The 20,378-nt window shown below is 56.5% G+C and carries 14 protein-coding genes; all 14 read left to right on the forward strand.

The features are described from left to right. The first annotated feature begins 4 nt into the window (after positions 1–4). Complete coding sequence (gene tssF, locus IE090_RS06760) at positions 5–1,822, forward strand: type VI secretion system baseplate subunit TssF (protein WP_189387600.1); 1,818 nt, start codon at positions 5–7, stop codon at positions 1,820–1,822. Beyond that, on the forward strand, positions 1,786–2,838 hold the full coding sequence (gene tssG, locus IE090_RS06765; protein WP_189387601.1) for a type VI secretion system baseplate subunit TssG: 1,053 nt from the start codon (positions 1,786–1,788) through the stop codon (positions 2,836–2,838). The genes tssF and tssG overlap by 37 nt, the downstream gene beginning before the upstream one ends. Then, the gene (locus IE090_RS06770; protein ID WP_189387602.1) at positions 2,835–3,323 is read left to right on the forward strand and encodes a hypothetical protein; all 489 of its coding nucleotides are present in this window, start codon (positions 2,835–2,837) and stop codon (positions 3,321–3,323) included. The genes tssG and IE090_RS06770 overlap by 4 nt, the downstream gene beginning before the upstream one ends. Before the next feature lie 29 nt (positions 3,324–3,352). Beyond that, the gene (gene tssK / locus IE090_RS06775) at positions 3,353–4,774 is read left to right on the forward strand and encodes a type VI secretion system baseplate subunit TssK (protein ID WP_189387603.1); all 1,422 of its coding nucleotides are present in this window, start codon (positions 3,353–3,355) and stop codon (positions 4,772–4,774) included. Between the two features lie 3 nt (positions 4,775–4,777). Beyond that, the gene (locus tag IE090_RS06780) at positions 4,778–5,542 is read left to right on the forward strand and encodes a DotU family type IV/VI secretion system protein (protein WP_189387604.1); all 765 of its coding nucleotides are present in this window, start codon (positions 4,778–4,780) and stop codon (positions 5,540–5,542) included. Positions 5,543–5,573: 31 nt separating this feature from the next. Next, positions 5,574–9,713 carry a type VI secretion system protein gene (locus IE090_RS06785; protein WP_189387605.1) on the forward strand — a complete coding sequence of 1,380 codons (4,140 nt, stop codon included), beginning with the start codon at positions 5,574–5,576 and terminating at the stop codon, positions 9,711–9,713. Further along, positions 9,685–10,824: a type VI secretion system protein TssA gene (gene tssA / locus IE090_RS06790; protein WP_189387606.1), complete on the forward strand. Its 1,140-nt coding sequence runs from the start codon at positions 9,685–9,687 to the stop codon at positions 10,822–10,824. The genes IE090_RS06785 and tssA overlap by 29 nt, the downstream gene beginning before the upstream one ends. Positions 10,825–10,833: 9 nt before the next feature. After that, positions 10,834–11,778, forward strand: a complete 945-nt coding sequence (locus IE090_RS06795) for a GNAT family N-acetyltransferase (protein ID WP_189387607.1) — start codon at positions 10,834–10,836, stop codon at positions 11,776–11,778. Positions 11,779–11,839: 61 nt separating this feature from the next. Next, positions 11,840–12,616 carry a M91 family zinc metallopeptidase gene (locus IE090_RS06800; protein WP_189387608.1) on the forward strand — a complete coding sequence of 259 codons (777 nt, stop codon included), beginning with the start codon at positions 11,840–11,842 and terminating at the stop codon, positions 12,614–12,616. A gap of 197 nt (positions 12,617–12,813) precedes the next feature. Next, positions 12,814–15,801 carry a contractile injection system protein, VgrG/Pvc8 family gene (locus IE090_RS06805; protein ID WP_189387609.1) on the forward strand — a complete coding sequence of 996 codons (2,988 nt, stop codon included), beginning with the start codon at positions 12,814–12,816 and terminating at the stop codon, positions 15,799–15,801. Positions 15,802–15,805: 4 nt separating this feature from the next. Continuing rightward, positions 15,806–18,400: a DUF2169 family type VI secretion system accessory protein gene (locus tag IE090_RS06810; protein ID WP_189387610.1), complete on the forward strand. Its 2,595-nt coding sequence runs from the start codon at positions 15,806–15,808 to the stop codon at positions 18,398–18,400. A gap of 12 nt (positions 18,401–18,412) precedes the next feature. Then, positions 18,413–19,465 carry a pentapeptide repeat-containing protein gene (locus IE090_RS06815; protein ID WP_189387611.1) on the forward strand — a complete coding sequence of 351 codons (1,053 nt, stop codon included), beginning with the start codon at positions 18,413–18,415 and terminating at the stop codon, positions 19,463–19,465. After that, the gene (locus tag IE090_RS06820) at positions 19,462–19,986 is read left to right on the forward strand and encodes a DUF3540 domain-containing protein (RefSeq protein ID WP_189387612.1); all 525 of its coding nucleotides are present in this window, start codon (positions 19,462–19,464) and stop codon (positions 19,984–19,986) included. The genes IE090_RS06815 and IE090_RS06820 overlap by 4 nt, the downstream gene beginning before the upstream one ends. A 5-nt stretch (positions 19,987–19,991) precedes the next feature. Continuing rightward, positions 19,992–20,369, forward strand: a complete 378-nt coding sequence (locus IE090_RS06825; RefSeq protein ID WP_189387613.1) for a DUF4150 domain-containing protein — start codon at positions 19,992–19,994, stop codon at positions 20,367–20,369. Positions 20,370–20,378: the final 9 nt, after the last annotated feature.

Below are 20,378 nucleotides of genomic sequence, written 5' to 3' on the forward strand. Positions count from 1 at the left end.
CATCATGAGTAGCGACATTCAGCCATTTCAACAAGAGCTGAACGCCCTGCGCGGATCGGTGGAGGCGTTTAGCAACGCTTACCCAAGCGTTGCCTCCGAACTGCGCCTCAGTGCCGGCCACTCGGCAGACCCGCATGTGGAGCAGCTACTGCAGTCATTTGCTTGGCTGACTGGCAGACTGCGCTCAGACCTGGAGCGCAAACGCTACGAGACCGCCAATCATTTATTGCTCAGCCTGTACCCGAGTTTATTGCGTTCCATTCCATGCATGACGGTGATGCAAGCCAACGTCATGGTCGACGGTGCTAGCTTTATCAACGGCTATAGCCTAGAAAAAGGGCGCACGTTTACCGCACTCAGCCAAGCTCGGCGCTTGGGCGATCAGGTTGAAAACAAGCAGGTGGAATGTCGCATGCAGTGCTGTTACGACACACCGCTGTGGCCATTTGAAATTCGTGACATCGCCACCAAGCCCAAAAACTTATTTCCGTTTCTGGATCATCGCGCTGATGTTCAGGGCGTGATGTCCATCCGCATTCAAAGTCAGGGCTCAGACCCGATTTACGAATACCCGCTGGAGCGATTGCGCTTCTTTATCGCCGCCAACGATTTGCGCGCGCCTTTGCACCAACTGCTGAGCCAACATTTTCGTGGCGCCGCACTCAAAGTCGGCGATCAATACATAGAGCTGCCCGAAGCAAATATCGAATGGCTTGGCTTTGAGCCCGAACACAACGTACTGCCACAGCACACCGGCAGCCACGAGGGCTATCGGCTACTGCAGGAATATTTCTATTTTCCGGAAAAATACTATTTTTTCGAGCTGACCGGCATTCAGGCCGACCAGCTGACCGACGAGTTTGAGCTGTTGCTCTTGGTCGAGCGTATGGACTTACTGCCCGGGCTGCAACGCAACAGTCTCTGCATCAACAGCTTTCCAGCCATCAACTTATTTCCCGCCGTATTTAAACCGGTGCAATTGGATCAAAGCCAGTTTGAGTACCGTTTATTGGCCGATGAAGACCAATACGGCCAGAGCGAAGTGCACAGCCTAAGCGAAGTCAAAGTGCTGTCAGCCAACGGCCAGGTGCGTCGCGCCGAGCCATGGTTGGGCGGAGCAGGGGCCAGCTCACCGCAGCAACAACTGCGTTTTCTCACCCGCCTGGTGCCACCTTTAACACCGACTGCGGCAGGCTGCGACACCTTAATTGCTTTGCAAGACGAGCAACTGCGACCGGCCACGCCGGTGGATCAAACCCTCAGCGTTAAAGGCCTGTGCAGTAACCGCAATTTAGCCGAATCGCTGCGCATGGGCGATCGCATGCAATTGGTGGGCGCCGGCGCATTGCATCACGCCGCCGTGGTCTCTCGCCCAACCCTGTTTAAACCGGCACGGTTGCAAGGCGAGTCCATGGTGCAACTGCTGTCGCAGCTGCATTTGAATTTGCGCTCATTGGTACGCGGCAGTGCCAGCGAAGTGCAGCAGCGTCTCCACCAGCTGTTAAGCCTGTACACCGACCCGATGAACCCATCGCACCTGAAGCAGCTCGATGGCCTGGTGTCGCTGACGGCTCGCTCGTCGGTCAAGCGCATGGGCCACGATGCTTGGCGCGGGCATTTTCGCGGCACACACATGACGCTGACGCTGGATGAGGACTACTTCGACGGCGCCAACCCATTGTTATTAGGGGATGTATTAAGTCGATTTTTGGGCCTGTACACAACGCCCAACCATTTCGTGCAACTGCAGTTGCAGAGTTATCAACGTGAAGGAGTGTGGAAGCAATGGCATCCGCGTATTGGCGAACAGGTCATTCTGTAAGCTCACTGCTGCAAAGCCCCGGCGTTGGTTGGGATTTCCTGCAATTGGTGCGCTTGTTGCTGGCCGCTAACGCCGACCAGTTTGATGACCACCAGCGCAGCGACCAAGATCTGCTGCAGCGCATTGGCGAAGCCATACGCTTCGATCTGGTGCTGGATGCCGACTACCCACCCGGTGAAGTGCGCCACCTCAGCTACCAGCCGCAACAGCCCACCCACTTGACGGCCACCCTGGGCGGCCTAAGTGCCAACGATGGGCCACTGCCCGAACCCTTTATCGAATGGCTGCGTGAGCTGGATGAGCAAGACGACCACGCCATGCTCGATTTTCTCGGCTTGTTCAACCAGCGACTGCAAGCACTGCGCTACTTGGTGCAACGCGAGCAATGCCCGACTTTGCTGGACTGTCGCGCCGAGCACAGCCACAGCGGTGCGTTACTGCAGGCTTTGGCTGGCACACTGGGGGTAGGCGAAGCCGCCAACAGCGACCTCGCTTTGGCCGGCTTATTCGCTAACTGCCGCATGTCATTGCCCGTGGTGCGGCAACTGCTGCAATTTGAACTGGGCATTGAGCTGCGTCACATGGACTGCCTGGAAGGCGGCTGGGTGCAAATAGACAGCGCCGATCATACCCACTTAGGGCAAGATCTTAACGCCGAGTTGGGGCAAAGCGCCATGCTCGGCCAACGTGTCTGGGATCAGCACAAGTTTATTCATCTGCATCTAGGGCCCGTCGACTGGCCACGGTTGACACAGTTGATTCCTGGCGGCAGCGACTTTGCTCAGCTGCAGGCTGTGGCAGAGCGCATCAGCGATTGCCAATACGACTGCCGCATTACGCTGTATTGCTCGCAAGCACAACTACCCAACTTGCGTTTAGGCAATCATCAAAACCCCATGTCGCTGGGGCTGACCGCCTTTTTGCCATGGTCATTGGCGCCCAGCGATCATCATTTTCAGCACAGTTTGGAGGGCGAAGAAGTCGCTGTGTCGTTTGTAGTGGAGGCGGCGCTATGACGAGGCTCAACCACTGTGGCTTTGCACTGATCGCAACACTGCTCCTAGTCGCACTGACAGGCTGTTCCTCCAACACCCCTAAACCGGCCGCCAGCGGCCTCAGCCGTATCGACTTGCAAGCCAGCGCTGACGCCAACCGCAACCTGGCGACGGCCCTGGATTTGGTGTTCGTGTACGACGCCAAGGTGGGGCAGCTGCTGGCAGAGCTGAACGGGCCGCAATGGTTTGAACGCAAAACCAGCCTAACCCTGCGCTATGCCCACGACATTGCCGTGGCCAGCTTTGAAGTGGTGCCACTGACACTTAAGCCCAACGTGACTTTGCCAGACGGCCACGCCCAGGCGCAGCAAGTGCTGCTGTTTGCCAATTACCTCGGCAGCGACGGTCAGTACGTAACCGACATCACCCAGTTCAAGCACCTGCAGATACAGCTGCTGCGTGACCAATATTCACTCAAAGAACTGAAGCCGGTCAGCGATGACTAGCCGGCGACCATTACCAAAGGCGACATAACATGGCTATTTTATCGACCGGACAAGCCAGTTTAATCCGCGCGGCGGCCAACGATGAAGGCGCCCCAGGCCGCTTGCCGAATCCCATTTGCTGGCATCAGGGCATGCTGCTGTCACCGCAACACTTTCAGCAAAACCATTTGTACTGGGAAGAGCAGCTGCGCCAACGCCTATCACTGTTGCAGCCGCATTACTGGGGCATTGGCCGCCTAGAGCTAGACCCCATCGCACTGGCGGAAGGCAGCGTCGACATTCGCCGCTTAATTGCCGTGATGCCAGATGGCCTGTTGATTGACTATCACAGCAGCGTGGATGAGCGCCTGCAGCTGGCGCTGGACATGGATTTCAGCCAAGGGCCGGTGACCATTCAACTGGCGGTGCCGATTCAGGTCGCGGGCAGTGCCAGCGAGCGCTCAGAAATTCAGCGCTACATCAGCCGCGAGGATCGCCCCAAGGTGGATGAAAACACCGGCGACAATGAGCTGGTCATGCCGCGTCTGGTGCCGCGCCTATCGCTGCAAAGCGGTGATCAAGTCAGTCATCGCTATGTCGGCCTGCCACTGTTTCGAGTCGTACAGCCCGACGGCGGCAGCCTGCAACTGGACCCAGATTACGCACCGCCACTGCTTAACATCGCCGCCGATCACTTTCGCCACCATGGCGCCCAAGGCAGCATCAAACCTCTGATGACACTGTGCGCACAATTGGCGCTGGCCATTCGCCAAAAAGCCCGCCAGCTAGCGGGATTATCCGAGCAAGGTGAGCAGTTAGGGCGCAACATCGCCCAACGCCATCACCGCTGGATTCGAGCCATGGTGCAAGAGTTGGCCAGTTTTGAGCTGGTCGCCGGCACCGACACGGCAACGCCCTATGAGCTGTACCAAAGTCTGGTGCGTTTAGCAGGACCGGTCAGCGAGTTGGACCCCAACGGCATGCCGCCGGCCTTTCGCGCCTACAGCCACGACAACGCCTTACCCGGTTTTTTGCAAGTGCTGCGTTACGTGCAGCAGCAGATCAGCCGCGTCAACCTCAACTACACCACCTTGAGCTTTGACGAAGAACGCAGCGGCTGCTTTACCTTGGCATTCGATAAGGCCTGGGAAGGGCGTGACCTACTGATTGAGCTGCGCCCCAGTCACAACGGCAACAGCGACGGCGTCAGTCAGTGGCTAAAAACCGCTCGCATCGCCTCTGCCAGCATTCACAAAGTATTGCAGCAACGGCGCTTGCTGGGAGCCAAATCCGAGCGCATTCAGCGCGACCAGCGCAGCGACATCGAACCCGCCCAAGGCAATGCACTGTTTCGGGTGAAGGCCGACAAAGCGCTGATTCGTGCCGGCGCCAAACTGTTGATTGTGTGCACCAGCGACAAGCTCAAAGGCGAGCAGCCCGCTGCCATCCTTCTGCACATGCCGCATGAGTAAGTTATGAGCACTCGTAACCCATTCCTGATGGCAGACAGCAGCGTCAACGCCTGCGACAGCAGCGACCCGATGCGTTTAATGAGCCACTTTTACCAACAGGTGGTGGCCATTAAGCAGGGGCTGCAAAGCGGCGACTTGGAGCAGGCGGTCAGCCATCAACTGCAAATCAACCGACCGCCCACCGGCGAGGAACTGGCCGAAGCGGTTGCGCAACGGCTGCAACGCTGGGTCGAGCGCTGCAGTCATCAATTGCAAAAAGTGCTGACCGAACGAGAGTTTCGCTTAGTGCAGCAGGCGTTGTTTGTGATGGTCGCGCTGGCCGACGAGCTGCTGATTTTCAATGTGCCTTGGTCTGGCCGAGATAGCTGGCAGCAAACGCCATTAGAGATGCGCATTTTCCGCAGCTGCTATGCCGGCGAGCGCTTCTTTGCCGGCGTTGCCAGCCTGTTGAAACTGCGCAGCTGGGACCCACAGCAGCAAAACCTTGCGGCGGTGTATTTGCTGGCCATGCGGCTGGGCTTTGAAGGCTGTTTTCGCGACCAACCCAAGCGCCTGGACTTCGTTCGCCAGCAGCTCTACAAGCGCATTCGCTCGCAATCAGAGCTGGGCCGCATCTGCCCAGAGGCCTACAACAACGTTCTGGCCGCTAGCGAAGAGCGCCGTCTCGCGCCACTAGACCGCTGGTATCGGTTATTAGCATTGGGGGCCATCGCGTATCTCAGCGTTGGCCTAGGGATCTGGTTGACCTTTAAAGGCGGTTGGATGTGATGGATGCGATAAACAGGGGAGTTTGTTGGTCATGAGCACTGTCATCCATGCCTGGCAAGCCTTGCAAACACAGGCCGTTACGTTATGGCAGGCACTGCAGCAGCGCCTGCAGCCGTTAGTTATCCAGCTTGAGCCGATCTGGAGCGACCCGCTGTGGCAGTTCATTGGCCTGCTGATTGCGGCCTTATTGATGCTGTGGTTGCTGTATAAGCTGGGGCAGTGGAGTTGGGATGCGCTGGTATCGCTGGCCAGCGCCATCAGCCAAGCCATTGGCAAACCGATTAAATGGCTAGAAAAGGCCAACGCCCAGCGGCGTCAGCGCCAGCAACAGCAAGCGCAACAAGCCCAGTCACGCTGGCGCTGGCTGACTCAGGTACATGTACGCCAAGGCATCGATGTGGTGCGCTATTTAACCACCCGCCGGGATTGGCGCTATCGCAGCCAGTGGTTTTTGCTCAGCGGCCTCGATGACAGCGGTAAAAGCCACTGGATCGACAGCGTTGCTCACACCACCCGCACGCAACTTTTGGCACGCGAAAAACAACTGATTAGCGAGGGCAGTCAGTGGCGCTTTTTTGATCACGGTGCGGTGATCGAAGTCGAGCAAGAATCCAAGTTCGATGCCATTGTCGACTTGCTTAACTTCTATCGCCCGGAAAGGCCCATAGATGGCTTAATTCTGACCATTTCCGCGCCACAGTTGCTGGCCGCCCAAGACCCACTGCAACAGCGCGAGCTGGGCGAGCGTCTGTATCAGCAGCTGTGGCAGGCGCAGCGCAAAACCGGGTTTGTTATGCCGGTTTACGTGCAAATCACCCAGTGTGACCACATTCCTGGATTTCAGTCCTTTTGGCAGGCGCGAGAATCTGCGGCGCAAGGGGAGATGTTTGGTTGGTCGAACCCATACCGCATCGACCAAGCCTTTAGCGACCAGTGGATACATGAAGGCTTTGACGACATCATCGACGGGGTGCGCAACGCCCAACTGGCCGTCGCCGCTGCCGGCCAAGACATCGCCGACATCGACGCGTTTATGCTGTTCGACCGCGAGCTAACTGCTTTGCAAGCCCCCCTGGCAGCCGTGCTGAGCCATGCTTTTGCGCGCAGCAGTTTTCAAGATGCCTTGCCACTGCGCGGCTTTTGGCTAAGCGGGCGCGTGGATGAGCAAATCGTTGCCAGTGAAGAGTTTTTCAGCCATAAGCTGTGGCCAGAAAAGCACCTGGCATACCCACAAGAACAGCGGCTTTTTTCACTTAATCGCATACTGCGGCGGGTGCAGTACGCATCGTTGGCGCTGGCGACATTGCTTTGCATGGCGCTGGCGATCGATAGCTATCAGCTGTATCGCTACACCCAAGCCAGCAAAACACTTTGGGCACAAATCACACTCACGCCGCAAGACAGCAGCCCTGACGCCCACCCAAGTGCGTTCAAGCAAAACTATTGTGAGCGCACCGGGGCCTCAGTGTGGTGGCTGCTGAGCAAACTCAGCCAAATTGGACAACAGCCCAATACCCTGGCCATTCCGGCTTCCTGGGGCGGCGGCCAATCAGATTTATTACAGGAGACAGTCGCTCGCGAGATTTTGCCAGCGCGCTTGTTTGCCGGCATGGACTGTCGCTTAGAAGCCAAGGCCGATGACGTTCGCCAGCTATTTTCAAAGCCGCTGCCCCAGCAGGACGACCTGGCGCCACGGCTAGAGCGATTGCTGGAGCTCAGCGACACACTCAGTCGCCACCAGCGGGCACGAATGGCCTTTATCAAACTGGCCGAACCCACCCACAACCGCCGTGAAGTCGCGCCAGAGCTGAAGCGGTTGCTGGACTATCTCTATGATTCGCCCATGCCTGCCACCATTGATTTTGATGGCCCCTTGATTGCCGGTGCGGTAGAGGCAGGCACCTACGACCACGACTTTAACGAACTGGACAAGCGTAAGACGTATCGCCAGCTGAGCCAGCTCGACCAATTGGCCGCAACGGTGCAAGAAGGGCTGATTGAGCAAGCAACTAAACCGCCGGTGGCGGAGCTTAGGCGTGCTTTTATGCAGCTGTCGGATGGCCACAGCTGGCAGCAAGCGCGTGATGATATGAATAGTGCGCTGCAAGCTTTTCAACGCTGGCTGGCCGAGGTTCGTCGTCACTGGCTATTGTCGAATGCCGACAGCAGCCCTTGCGGTCAGACCCTGCAACACCTGCAGCAGGCTTTCACGCCATTGGAAGCCGCTGGCTACTCTCCAACTCAGTTGCAAGCCCTACTCAAACGCTTTCAGCCTGATGCCTGCGATGGCTACATAAGAGCGCAGCTTGAAAGCCTCAATATCCCGCCCATTGGCCCGTTTTTTCAGCCCAGCACCTTGGCCATGACGCCCGAGTTAACGCACTGGAGTGACGAATTTGCCGCCTTGCGTTCATTGCCTTTTTTGAGCGCGTCCACAGTCGTGCCTGCTGCTAGCGATTCGGCTAGCCACGGCAATGCCGTGGTGATCGGCTGGCGCCGTACAACCCTGGTAGAAGCGTTGGATGCGATGCTGGCTTATCAGTCGTTTACGCGCCAGTGGTATCAAGCTGACGATCAAAAACCCTTCTACAGCAATGCTTTGCAGCATCAGCTGCAACGTCGCGTGCAAAGCTTGATTCGCGGGGCACAGGTCTATGAGTCTGTGCCCAGCAGCGAAGCCGTGTTTGCTGAGCAAGACAGTGAATCGTCGCTGGCCGCCAGCGTGGCCAGCTTTGAAGCGGTGCAAACCGTGATTCAACAACTTTTGGCGGTGTTAAAGCAGGAGGGCGACGAAGCCAGCCTGGCGTTACTGCAAAACCTTAGCCAGCGCTTTGCCCAGCAACAGCTAAAACAGCTGGATCAGCTGGTCGAAACGGATCGCCTGTATCTGCCACTGCGCTCGCCGCAGTGGGCCAGTGCTAATTTTGCCGGCGCTTTGTTTAGTTATCCGACCGAGGCGGAAATCAATAGCTATTTACAAAATCAGCGCCAACGCACCCGTTACATGGCCAATTTGTACGCCAAGCCCTTGGTGGGCTTTTTGATCGACACGCAAGGCGTCAGCGCTACCGACACCGTCACCCAACGTTGGCTCGATACCTTGCGCGACCTAAAACGCTATCAGCGCCAACAGCCGGGCAACCCGGTCAACGAACTGGAAACCTTCGTCGGCACAGAACTGCAGCAATTAACGGTGGCACAATGCAACACCTGGTTGCAGCAGCCCATCAGCACCCACACCGGCGGCGGGTTGTTTGCCAAACGCCATTACAGCATCGAGCAGCAAGTGCGTCAGTATTGCCAGCAATATGGCAAAAATACCGTCATCAAACGCTACTTGGCACTGGCAGAACGCTTCAATCAAGAGCTGGCTGGGCGCTTTCCATTTGCCAGCCTTGAGCAGGCGGGCAAGACCGACATTTCTGCCAGCGCGCTGGCCAGTTTTCTCAATGATTATCGCCAGCAATGGGCGCAGCCGCTGCAAGGGCAAACTTTGCTGCAAGGCCTAGAGGCGCTGGTCAAAGCCCAGCCGCAACTGGCGTTAGACAGCTGGCTGGTGTTCGTGCGCCAAATCGATCAACTGGCGACGCTGTGGCAGCAAGCCAGTGATGACAATGGCGAACTGGCCGTTAATCTCAACGTGGAGTTTGCCGCCTTGCCGGATCAATCCCTAGGCATGCGCCAAATCGTGCAATGGGACTTCAGCAGCGGCAATACCTTACTGCGCTTTCCCAATGGTGCAGACCAAGCCCAATGGGGGGCCGGCGATGCGCTGCAGCTAACCCTGCGCTGGGCCAGTGGTTCCGATTTTCGCCCAGCCCGCAACAGCCAGCACCCAGTGCAAATTGATGACCAGCAGCGCAGTGCGGTGTTCACCAGCGCCGGCACCTGGAGTTTGTTCGAGTGGTGGCAGCGCTTTGCCAGCCCCACTAAAGCGAATAAAGCCACGCGCCTCACCTTCGAGGTGCCCGTGGTGGGCAAAACCACCGACAAGGGCAATCGCGCTGCTTATTTGAGCAAAATCAATCTGCTCGTCACCGTGACCAGTCGTCAAAATGGACAAAACACCTTAGTGACGGTGCCCGCCAAACTGCCGACGTTGGCACCGGGCGTTCCCGGCGATCAACACCTGCCAGGAGGACATGACCTTGCGCTTACCCGACAACCTTGAAACCGCCAACAACCCAGGGCTTAACCAATACATAAAAGCGTTCTATGGCATCAGCCTGGACGAGCTGCTCAGCCCCATTGACGACAACCCAGTGGGTGAGTCCGTGCGTCACAACGGCGTGTATTTTGAAATCAAAGAAGCCCGTCGCTGCGATGACCCAACGCTGCCACAAGGGGTATGGACCCATGAGCTAAAAACAGCCGACTGGGATGTGGTGGAAAAAACCGCGCTCAATGCGCTGTGTCATAAAAGCAAAGATCTGCAGCTCGGCGTTTGGCTGATGGAGTCGAGCATTCATCGCTATGGCTTTGCCGGCATTGCCCCTGCGGCGGTGCTGATTCGCAGCTTATGCCAGACCTACTGGGACACCATGCACCCACAAATGGAAGACGGCGACATCGAGTTTCGCACCAATCCAATCAACTGGATCAACGAAAAACTGGCCCTGCAGTTGCGTCTGGTGCCACTCACCCATGCCGACATCGACGGGACAGAGATGAGCTGGAGTGATTGGGAGAACGCCCAGCGCTACGAGCAGCTAAAGCGCCAGCATCAGCAGCCCATAGAGTGGAAGGGGCCGACGACGGAAGCGTTCAAACATCATATGGCCGGCACTGGCAATGACCATCTGCAGTCTCTGCAGCAGCAAGTCAGCGATGGCCAGCGCGCCATTGCTGAACTCACGGCCTGGCTTGACCATACCTGCGGCAGCGACAGTCCATCACTGTCTGAAATCAGTACGTTATTAACCAGCATCAACACTCTGGTCAGCGCCGAGCTGCAACGCCGCGGCGTCCATTGCAGCAGTGCAACCGATCAGCCAGACAGCGACACACCGCCGCCAGAGCAAAGCCCGGGCGGTAGCGATTCGTCCGGCTCTGGCGGCAACCCGCCAAGCAGCCTGAGCAGCCGTGCCGATGCCTTTGCGCTGCTGTACCGAGCAGCGGAGTTTTTGATGCAGGACGATCCTCACAGCCCGGTGCCTTATTTGGTCTACACCGCTTGCGCCTGGGGTGAAAAATCCGCCCCCGACCTGTACCAAGAGCTGTTTCTGCAAAAGGGTGGCCAGCTCAATATTTTTGACGTCATGGGGCTGGATACCAGCGAGTAGGAAAGCGGCATGCAACTGAGCCAACCACAGACCGACGATGCCACCCATTGGCTGCTGCACGCCATCAATGCGCCCATTGCCCAAGATCAGCGTCTGGCATGGATGCAATGGCTGCGTCAGCAGCTCGAGCAGCCCATAGCCACGCCCCAGCAGCATGAGCTGTTGTGTCAACTGAGCCATCAACTGTGCGATTGGGCAGCGCTGGTGTATTTACTGCAAGGCGCTAGCACGCTGGCTGACCGGCGCTTGCGACTGCATGCCAGTTGGCAGCTGGCCGACGCTGAGCACGCTTTCGAGCAGCTGCGCCAGCTGTATTGGCATTTTCCAAGGGCACAAATGCAGCCATGGCCTTACGCCGCAAAGTTATGTCTGCAAAGCCCTGAGGGCCTGCAACTCAGACCTTTGGGCGTCGACGACCTAAGCGCTTTTTGCTGGCAATACAGCGACGACATCGCAGAGCGCTGCAATTTGCCCAAGTTCGACAGCGACGAGCACTGGCTGCATTGGTTGGCCGAGGCCAGAATTGACCCAGCACAGCAGCCGTTTGCCGTGATCCACCCAGAATGGGGCTTGATCGGCTCTGTCGCTTTGGAGGTCCACGGCGACAGTGGCTTTTTTTACTACTGGCTGGGGGCAGACTTTCAACAACACGGCTTCGGCCCTGCGGCGGTGATGACGGTGCTGAGTTGGGCCGAGCAAACCCTAGGGCTTAGGCATTGCTTTGCCAAAGCCTACCACCATAACCACCCGTCGCTGCGTGCTCTTAAGCGCATGGGCTTTACGCCGCTGAGTTGTTCATTGGCAGCGCCTCATGATAACGAGCGGCTGTTTTATTTGGGTGCCGCCAATCAACAACCCTGGTTGTTTGATCGGCTGCAGCGGTTATTCATCGATATGAACTGCGAGTACCAGTTGGTGCCTTGGGCCGATGCGTTTATCCGACCCGTCGCCTAAGCAGCGCTGACTGTTCGCTTAACTCTGTCCGAACTGTCTGTACCATAAGGAGGCGCCGACAATGTTTTTACATCGCAAAGCCAAACGGGCGGATAAAGCTCCGTCCAAAGGCCTGGATTTTAAAACCATGATCCGCAACGTTCAGCAAGCACGGGAGGAGCAGGGCGGCTTTAAGCGCATCACGCCAGACATGCTGCAACAACAGGCCACACGGTTAAAAAAGATCGACCACGTCAGTGTGCCGGGCTGGCAAGGCGTGCAGCTGTCGCGTGATCGAGCCAGCGGCGCCTACAGCAGCGGAGCGCATTTTGCCGATTTCATTCAGCAAACCCGGCGCGACTTATCGCACTTAGCCAGCACCGCAACGGGTCAGGACATCGCCCAACGCATCGGCGACAGCGGTCACTCTGTGTTTATTCGTGACCGCGGCGACAATCCGGACCGCGGCGGCTCCAATCGCCCCCATGATCGCACCGCGGCCAGCCAGCTGGGTGTGGGTTCAGACGCCACGGTGACCCACCAACCGGATCGCTCCAAATTAGCCTCAAGGCAAGATCGCGTCGGTTACGTTGGCTCATCCAGCGCCATGAGTCTGGGGCACGAACTGATTCACGCCGTGCACACGGTGGAAGGTAGCCATCGCGGCTCAGCCATTCACCCAGAGTCCGGCGCTAAACAAGAAGAGCGTGACACCGTTGGCCATCATGACGGCAGCGGCGCGTTGACAGAAAACAAATTACGTCAGGAGCTGCAAACCCAGCACTACGGCAGTGACAGCGGCGTGCTTAAGCCCATTCGCCCACGCAAACACTATGGCGGCCGGGATCTTAAGTTCTGACGGCACCTCTGAATAATTCTGCACAGCTGTGCGTGCCCTTATTTTTACCCAACCGGGTGCATTCGCACCCACCTTAAACGCCATGTCGGCGGCTATGTTCGCCGTCGTGGCGGCCCATGCAAGGTCGTTCGCCAAGGCCAGACGCTGGCATTATTACTGCAATAACCGGTTATTCATGCAAGGTGATGGGTTATTGGATGACACTCAAACAGGAGCCGTTTTCGATTGCCGAGGTGGATTACAATGCCCCCTCCGTGGCGATCTGCATTGAGGGCGGCAGCGGCTTAGACAGCAACTACATTCGTGTCGATTCGCTGCAAGGACAGGAGGCCATTTCACAGCCGTATCAGCTTTCTGTCGAACTGCGCGCCGATGACATGGCCAATGCCAACGGCAAAATGCTGGACGCTTCCGCCATCGGCCAATGGGCACAACTTGAGCTGGCTCAGCGCAACCAAGATGACCAGCCTTTCATCACACGCTGTTTGCGCGGCTTAGTCACTGAACTGGCGCTGGGAGCGCCCGGTTGTTACACCTTAACGTTGCAATCACCGCTGCAGCTGTTGAGCCTGCGCAACCGCTACCACATTTACACCGACTGCGATGTTGAACTGCTGCTGAAGCAGGTGTTCGCGCAAGAGCTGCAAGACCCACGTTTTAAACTGCGCTTCGATTTTGACGACAGCTTAACTCTGACGCGCACCCAGGACTGGCTGCAAGCAGGCGAAACGGACATGGAATTTATGCAACGCATTTTGGGCAAATGCGGCGTGCATTATTTTTTCATTCATGAGCCCAACTGCTTAACCCTGGTGTTTTCCAACAGCGTTGCAACGGCCGATAAGGTCAGCATTCCCGGCCATGCCTCAGGGCCAGTGCCACTGCGCTACACCTACACCAACATTGAAAAGCTAGGGCTGCAGCAAAACGACCTACTGTGTGATTTACGCTACGCCATCAAGATGATGCCGGGCAAAGTGCGCAGCATGCTGACCCGCCAACCGGCGGTGTGGGAGCAAAATCCGGTCGTTCGGGCAGAAAACACACCCTGGCTCAGCCACGGCAGCAGCGCCAACACGGAGTACCAGCATCATCGCTGTTACGACTACGGCGCTGATCGCGATGAAGACGAAGGCCAACTGACTAAAATTTGCCAGCAAATCGAAACCGAAGCGGGCACCTTAACCGGCAACGTAACCAACTCGCTGCTCAGCCCAGGCTACTGCTTTACTTTGACCGACCCGCTACAGGAGCTGCCCGCCAATGGCTCCTTAAGTGTCGATGCGCAAGGGCGACCGGAGTTTTCCGGCGAGACCTTTGTGGTGACGAAAATACAACACAAGCTGCAGGCCAGCGGACACTACACCGGTCAAGTAGAGGCCACCATGCTGAGCCTGGGCAGCGATGCCTACCAACATACCTTGCTGACACCATTTTCCATTCAAAACACTCGCCAAGGCAGCATATTGGCCAAGGTCATTGACCATGAAAAACCCAGCGGTTGGCGCTACCGCAGCAAGGGCAATTTCCAACCCGAGCGCGGCCAAACCAGCTTTGATGGCGAGCCTTATCATGAGCGCGGCTGCCTGGTGGAACTGGTGACGGGGGAGCAGTACTGGGTCGCGCTGCCGCGCACCTCGCAAACCGTGCCAGACGTGAACGCCATGGTCATGATTGGCCGCGGCAGCAATGAAAGCGAGCAACCTGAGCTGCAGCAAGTGCTGTCATCCCACGGCTCCAAAACCATTATGCCGCCAGACCGTCGCAGCGCCTCCTGGCAAACCAATACCCATTGGGGCAGTAATTATTCCACCAGTTACGGCGATGGCATCAGCATTCGCTATGGCCATAACTCAGCCACCAACCTGGACCAAGCCATCCAGCTGGTCGAAAGTGCCTATGACAACGCCGACATGAACGGCGGCTTGTACGGCAACAGCAGTTACTCCAAAGGCGGAGGCTGGAGTCTGTCGCAAAGCGATCAGGGCGATGCCGGCATCTTGAGCGCTTCTGTATCGCAAGGCAGCAGTTACAACGAAAGCCACGCCAAGGTCAGCTACAGCGTCAGCAATACCGGCACCAGCCAGAGCTTTTCCAAAGTGGGCAAAAGCGTGAATCGCTCAGTGATTGGTGAGTACGATGGCAGCGTCGATTTGAGTTCGCCCAGCTTTGTCGCTGGCAAACTGCCCGAGCAATCCATCGTTAACCTGGCCAACCAACTGGGCAATGGCGACAGCTACAGCGAAAACCACATCAAAGGCCGCTCCGTCAGCCTTAATGGCACAGACATGCCGCCGCCTGGCTGGGATGATAAATCGGCGACGGTTTACTCCAGCTCAACCACCTTAGGCAAGGTGGTGAACAAAAACGTGCACATCGGCGACAGCGACAGTAAGTCACTGCAGGTCGGCAACAGCTTGAGCATCAGCACCACCGTTGGCACCACCGACAACATCAATACCTTTGTGGGCTTGCGTAACGACACCACGACCTCACTGAGCGCCACCAATGCCATTTCAACCACCATTGGTGCCAGCAACAGCATCAGCACCAACGCCAGTGCCACCAACAGCATTTCGACCACTGTTGGCCTGGCCAACAGCGTTGAAACCTTCATTGGTGCCAGAAACTCACTGGCAACGCATTTGTCGGCCAGTAATTCGACGTCCACCACCTTAGGCGTCAGCAACAGCACCGAAACCTTTATTGGCGCCAAAAACGTGACCGCCACCAACATCTCTGCTGCCAACACAACATCGACCACCATTGGCGCCACTAACTCAATCGAGACCTTTATCGGCGCTCGCAATCACACGTCCACCAGCCTGGCGGCGACCAACTCAACTGAAACCTTTATCGGCGCCACCAACTGCACCAGCACTAAGTTGGCCGCCAGCAACAGCGTATCGACCACGCTGGGTGCAGCCAGCAACACCGACACCTTTATTGGCGCCAAATCCGCCACCCAAACCTTCATTGGCGCTGAGATCAATAACTCCACCAATGTCAGTGTGGCGATGAACAGTAAAATCAATGCCGGCGTGGCGATTAACAGCGTGGTGAATACCGCGGTTGAGCTGAACTCCAAAGTCATACCCGCTACGGTTACCAGCGAGATGACCACCCACGCCAAAACCAGTGAGACAACGGTGGAAATGCTGCTCAGCATTTACATCGTGTTATAGCGCCATGCAAATCATCAAACCGCGCCAGCTGAGTGTCATCAGCCAGACCTATCGCTACCGCCAAACCCAGCTGGCCGTTGGCACCTTGGGGTTTTTCCGGTTGGGCAGTACAAATTACCTCACCGAACAAGAAGGCTGGCGTGCGTTGGCGCCGCTGTTGTCTCAAGGCTTAGTATTAGACACGGGCCATGCCAAACCTCGTGCAGAATTTTTGCTGGTCGGCAGCGCCTGCGCTCCGCAAGGCCAAACGGTCAGCCGCATGCAGGTGGCAGTGCAGGTGGGAAGCGTTAAAAAAACGCTACAGGTGGTGGGTGATCGCCACTGGCTGGGCCGGCCATTGCGCGCGCCCAGTGCCGCACAGCCCTTCGCAAAAATGCCGCTCTCCTTTGCGCGCGCCTACGGCGGTGCTCAGTTCGCACACAACCCATTGGGCAAAGGCCATGGCGCAGAGGAGGGGCTCTGGCATCTCCCAAATTTATACGCCGAGCGCGAATCGATCAAAGCCAACCACCGCCCACGCCAGCCCACGGCGTTTGAACCGTTAGATGTGCGCTGGCCGCAGCGCCAACAGTACAGCGGCAATTACGATCAGGCCTGGTTGCAACAAGGCCAGCCCGGCTTTGCCGACGATACCCAGCCAGCGTTTTTTAATGCCGCCATGGCCGATCAACAGCTGGATGGTTTTATCGAACCTGGCACCCAGGTTGAGTTGCTTGGCTTACACCCAGAGCACCAGCGTTGGCAGTTTTGCCTGCCCGAGCTCAAGGCTCGCATGTTCATACGCCAAACAACGGCTGCTGACGCCAAGCTGGTCGAAGCAGCGGGGCACATCGACACGCTGTGGCTGTTTCCGGAACTTGAAATGGGGCTAGTCATTCACCGAGCGGTATTTGCCGTTCAGGATTCTTTGGGCTTAGACGTCGCCCAGCTGTTGTTGGCCTATGAGCACAGTCACGACAAGCCCAGGCCTTTGAATCATTACCAGCAAGCGTTAAACGAGCGCACCGATGCCGCCACCGCGGCGGTAAAAATGCTGCATGAAGCGCCACTGAAACCGCAAAAAAGCCCTCAACAGCAAGCCCAAGAGCAACAGCTCTATCGCCAAGCCGAGCAGCGCCAGCAACAAACTCGCCAAGCGTTTATTGAGCAGCTAGCAGAGCAAGCCAAAACGCCCCCCCAAAGCCCAGTAGCCATCAATAAACCATCGGCAGAATCATCTGTGGAACCATCAGCAGAGCCACCGGCATTGCCGCCTGAACTGATTCGCCAGGGCGATGTGGATTTAACGCCACACGTTGCATTTGCTCAGCACCAAACCGAGCAAGCTCGCCAGGCCAGTGAGCAACAGCGCCACGCAGCTATGCAGCATCACCCCATCAACGCACCAGAAAGCCTCAGCGAGATACGCACCCGAGTCATGACTGTACGCGCACTTGAGCACAACAGTGATGAGGCAATGGCGAGCTTGCCCAGCCCCCTGCGCCAGCAGCTGCAAGCGGACCCAGAGGCACTGGCGCGTTGGCAGCAAGCGGCGCAGCTGCAGCACGGCGGTCAGTTTCAAGCGCGCATCAAATCGCCCGTTTGTATGACGCTGTCACGTCCGCTGCCACCTGACGGCGCCCAGCAAATACGTAAATTGGTTATTGAATTACTGCAGCGCGGAGCGTCTTTGGCCGGGCGCGACTTAGCCGGTGGCGACTTGCGTGACTTAGATTTTCGCCATTGTGATTTACGCCAGACCGGGTTGGAGCGCTGCCAACTGCAGGGCTGTTGCTTCGATGGCGCCCAGTTAAGCCAAGCCGTATTGACGGAAGCCAACCTAGAGCAGGCCAGTTTTCGTCGGGCAGACCTCAGCCAAGCCAATTTATCTGCCACCGTTGGCGAGCAGGTCGATTTTTCTGCCGCGCAACTGCACGACACCTTGTTGCATCAGGCCCAGTTGCCGCATGCCCACTTTCACCAGGCACACCTGCTTAAAACCCAAGCACTGCAAGCGCACCTGCCGCACGCCCAGTTTGTGCAAGCCAACTTGGAGCAAGTGTTGTTTTTGCAAGCAGACTTAGCGCACAGCCAATGGCGTGATTGCGCCCTGACGCTGTGCAACTTCACCAAAGCCAGCCTGCAAAGTGCCGATTGGCAACAGACGCGCTTACTGCGCTGCGTCATGGTAGGGCTCAACGCCCAAGCCGCGCAGTTTCATCACATCGAGGGTGAAAGAGTGCAGTTCAGCAACGAAGGGCAGCTGAACAGCGCTCAGATGACGCACTGCAGCTGGCATACCTGCGGTTTTCGTGGCCTTGATCTGCAACAAGTGCAGCTCAGTCACAGTTTATTTCAGCAGTGCGATTTTGGTGACAGTCAACTGCAAGCCAGCCAGCTGACTCGATGCGCCTGGTTAAGCTGCATTTTGCTGCAGACCAATTTAACCGCTGCCAAGGTCGATGGCTGTTTGTTTCACCAAAGCCAGCTGGGCAAGCTGCAAACACAGCGCTGCCGCTTTGCCCAAACCCGGATTGAGCAATGCCACTTGTTGGAATTGGCATTGGACGATGAGCAACGTCAACACCTAGTGATATCACCCATAGCCAACGTCGGCTAGCAGCGAGGTTTTATGACAGCCATGGCCGCAGCGGCAAATCAGCCGCCCATTATGGATCAGGATTTTTCCAATCAACACTGGCAAGGCCACGATTTCAGTGGTGCGGTTTTTATTAACTGCCGCTTTAGCCAATGCGTATTTGAGCGCTGCTTATTGCAGCGCGCTGTGTTTGTTGATTGCGATTTTAGCCACGCCAAAGTGCAGGATTGCCACACCGACCAAGCCAACTGGATTCGCTGTCAAGCAAGCGCCAGTCAATGGCTGGGCGCGATCAACATTGCCACGTGGTGCGAGTGCGATTTATCGCAATCACACTGGCAGTGCCAGCTGTATGCAGCCACGCTCAGCCAGTGCAATGTCAGTGCTGCCCAGTGGCAGAGCTGTCGCTTTAACACGGTAAATTTATCTGAAATCACCTCCGCTGAGTTAGCCATCAATCAATGTAATTTCCAAAATGTGGTGTGGACAAAAACGGATTTTTCCACCATCCATATGGCCGAGGTGCATTTCACCAAGGCGCTGTTGCTGCACTGTATTTTTCACGGTAATGATTTATCTCAGCTGTCGCTGAGCCAATGCACTTGCAACGGCAGTCGCTTTCAACAAGTGAATTTTCAGGCGGCCAACTTAGAAGCCAGCGGATTCAGCGAGTGTGAAATCCATGCGTGTGATTTTTCAAAGGCCAATTTAAAACAGGCGCTGTTTTTACAAGCCAAGATAACAGATTCTCAGTTCACCGCTTGCCAAGCAAGCCAAGCAAATTTTCAACAGGCAACGCTTAGCCAGTGTCACTTCGATCAAGCCTGTTTAGAGATGGCCTGGTTGAAGCAGGTCAACATGGAAGGCTGTGAGTTCACAGAGGCCGACTGTCGCTACCTCAACGCCAGCTTAGGGCAGTTCAAAGACTGTAATTTCAGCCGCGTACGGCTACAGCAAAGCAACTTTCATGCGGCGAAATACAAGCATTGCCGCTGGTCAGGGGTAGACCTTAGCCAGCGCATTGATACCGACCCACAACAACAGCAGCAACAACAAGCCTTCGAGCAATATGGAGTGTCGACATGAATACGTGCATTCGCTTGGCCCCCAGCAAGCAACCGGCGCCTTTGCAGGGCAACTTTAGCGGTGTGATCAGCGCTGCGAATAACGACGGCAGCTGGCTTATTGATGAGCATTTTAGTGCCTGGCAAGCCACCAGCTTACTCATCAAGCCCGCCGTGGGCGATACGGTCGCTTATGTGGCCGTTGCAGAGCGCTATTTCATTGTGCACATTTTGCAGCGCACGGAAGACTCAGAAAACCTAGAAATCAGAACCCAACAGCCGTTATCGATCCGGGCGCCGCAGCTGGATTTATTGGGCTGGGAAAGCATCCAGCTCACCTCATTGCAGACAATTTCTACTGCCTGCCAGCACCACGCATTAACCGCATCAGGCAGCTTGGTGCAGCAAGCGCACGATGTCATTCAACAAGCGCAGCACGTAACGCAAACCACCACTGGCATCGCACGTCACAGCGCTCAGCAACACATCATTACCGCCAGCGACGACGTGCAGATCGATGGCAAACGCATCAATATGGGGTAACGCGTATGTTCGCCAACACACAAAGCATTGCGATTCATTTATCGGTCATCGATGTTTGTAAAACGCCCATTCCCATTCCGATGCCCAACATTGGGTTAACGTCGACGGCCATTCCTAATATTTTCAATATGTTCACCGAGGCCATGCCCGACCATAATTTGCTCACCACCATGCCGTTATCAAACGGCGATCAAGCCGGGGTATTAATGGGGGTGGTATCTAATACCATCATGGGGCCAGTGCAAAATATCATCGGCAGCTTTAAGGTGTTTAAAGCTGTGATGCCGGCCACCAAAATGCTGTGTCCATCCACTCACAATACGTACAACACCATTGGCCTGACGCTGTCGCCGTCGCAAGTCAAAGTCATGATTTTGAGTTAAACCGTCGCT

The organism is Bacterioplanes sanyensis (assembly GCF_014652515.1).
GTDB lineage: Bacteria > Pseudomonadota > Gammaproteobacteria > Pseudomonadales > Oceanobacteraceae > Bacterioplanes > Bacterioplanes sanyensis.